Source organism: Streptomyces sp. NPDC056948 (assembly GCF_042674225.1).
GTDB classification, from domain to species: Bacteria; Actinomycetota; Actinomycetes; order Streptomycetales; family Streptomycetaceae; genus Streptomyces; species Streptomyces purpurascens.
The window spans coordinates 1-1,979 of the sequence record NZ_JBHUQX010000754.1; the positions used below are offsets into that span (position 1 = coordinate 1).

General features: G+C 72.2%; 1 protein-coding gene. It reads right to left on the reverse strand.

The annotated features are described in order from the left end of the window. Positions 1-2: 2 nt before the first annotated feature. On the reverse strand, positions 3-1,859 hold the full coding sequence (locus ACFTZL_RS44355) for an anthranilate synthase family protein (protein WP_382596177.1): 1,857 nt from the start codon (positions 1,857-1,859) through the stop codon (positions 3-5). Positions 1,860-1,979: the final 120 nt, after the last annotated feature.

Here is a 1,979-nt window from a genome sequence, read left to right on the forward strand (position 1 = left end):
GGCTACACGGTCGTGTTGCGCAACTGCCCCACCAACTCCTGTACGACCGCCGCGCCGTTCAGCGTCAGGATCGACTCCGGGTGGAACTGCACCCCGGCGAACCCGGGCCCGCGCATCGCGTGCACCTCCCCGTTCGCGGCCCGGCTGATCTCGACACCGTGCGCGGCCAGCTCCTGGTGGGCGTCTTCGTCGCAGCGCGCCACGAAGCTGTTGTAGAAGCCGACGGTCTCACGCCGCCCGAACAGCTCGATCTCCGTCTGCGCGCCCTGGTACGGCACGTCCTTCCGTACGATCTCCAGTCCCAGCTCGGCCGCGATCAGCTCGTGCCCGAGGCAGACGCCGAGCACGCCGTGCGGATGGCCGCGGATGACCTCGGCGGTGAGGTTCCGCAGGATCCGCATCTTGGGGTCGGTGAGATCGGCGGGGTCACCCGGGCCCGGGCCGAGCACGACCGGCCCCTCGTGCGCGAGCACCGCCTCCCGCAGCCCGGCCTCGTCGTACCGCCGGACGGTCACCTCCAGACCGCTCGACCGCAGCACATGGGCGAGCATCGCCGTGAAGGTGTCCTCGCCGTCGACGACCAGGGCGTGTCCGGTGAGCCCCTCGGAGCGCTCCTGCATCCGCAGCCAGAACGGCGCCAGCGACGCCCGGCGCCCGTCGAGCGCGGCACGCACGCGTGGATCGTCGGTGAGCTTCGGCCGCACGGACTCCGCACGCGGCCTGCCCGGCCGTACGCCCAGGGCCGCCAGCACGCCCGCCGCCTTCGCATGGGTCTCCGCGACCTCACTCTCGGGGTCGGACCCGCGCACGAGCGTGGCGCCCACCGGCACCCGCAGCCCGCCGTCCGCGTCGATGTCGGCGGTGCGGATGAGGATGGGGGAGTCCAGGGTCTGCGCCCCGCCGGAATCGCGCCCGAGGAGGGCCAGCGCCCCGGCGTAGTAGCCGCGCCCCCCGACCTCGTGCCGCTCGATCACCCGGCAGGCGTTCTGTACCGGCGAGCCGGTGACGGTCGCCGCGAACATGGTCTCCTTCAGCACCTCCCGCGCGTCCAGCGAGGACTTCCCGCGCAGCTCGTACTCGGTGTGCGCGAGATGCGCCATCTCCTTCAGCCGGGGTCCGACCACGACGCCGCCCATGTCGCCGACGGTGCACATCATCTTGAGCTCCTCGTCGACGACCATCGACAGCTCCTCGATCTCCTTGCCGTCGGCGAGGAAGCCGAGCAGATGCTCGGGGGTCGGCCCCTCGGCGGGGTAGCGGTAGGTGCCGCTGATCGGGTTCATGACGACCGTGCCGCCGGACATCCGGACGTGCACCTCCGGGCTCGCCCCGACCAGCGTCCGGTCCCCGGTGTGCACGACGAACGTCCAGTACGCGCCCCGCTCGCCCTCCAGCAGCCGCCGGAACAGCGCCAGCGCGTCGGCCCGGCCGAACCCGGGGATCTCGCCCTCGTACGTCCGCCGGATCACGAAGTTCGCGCCCTCGCCCCGCCCGATCTCCTCCCGCAGCACCCGCCCGACGATCTCCGCGTACTCCTCGTCGGCCACGTCGAAGCCGCCGCCCTCGACGCGTACGTCATGCCCCGGAAGCTGTTCCAGGGCGTCGGCCAGCGGGATCTCGTACGACTCCTCGGGCGTCAGCACCGTCAGGGGCGTGCCGTCGTCGCGGACGTCGAAGCCGCGCTCGCGGATCTGCCGGAAGGGGACGAGCGCGAGGCCCTCGTCGGGGAGGTCGGCGAGACGGTCGTACGTGGCGACCGGGCCGATCAGGACCTCGACCTGATCATGGTCCTGGCCCGGGGTGCGGCGGCGCAGCAGGGCGAACGGGCGGGAGTCGTCCGGCAAGCCGAGCAGGTTCATGGGTCCGTGCTCCTTCTCCGAGGATCCGATGGGATCCGGTGTGATGCGCTGGGAGAGGAGCGACCCCGGGAAACACCGAAGGCCGCCCCTCGGGCGGCCTTCGCGAAGTCAGTCGTACGC

Coding starts and splice junctions, on each gene's coding strand:
- ACFTZL_RS44355 (WP_382596177.1), bottom strand. CDS start 1,859: ATGAACCTGCTCGGCTTGCCGGACGACTCCCGCCCGTTCGCCCTGCTG.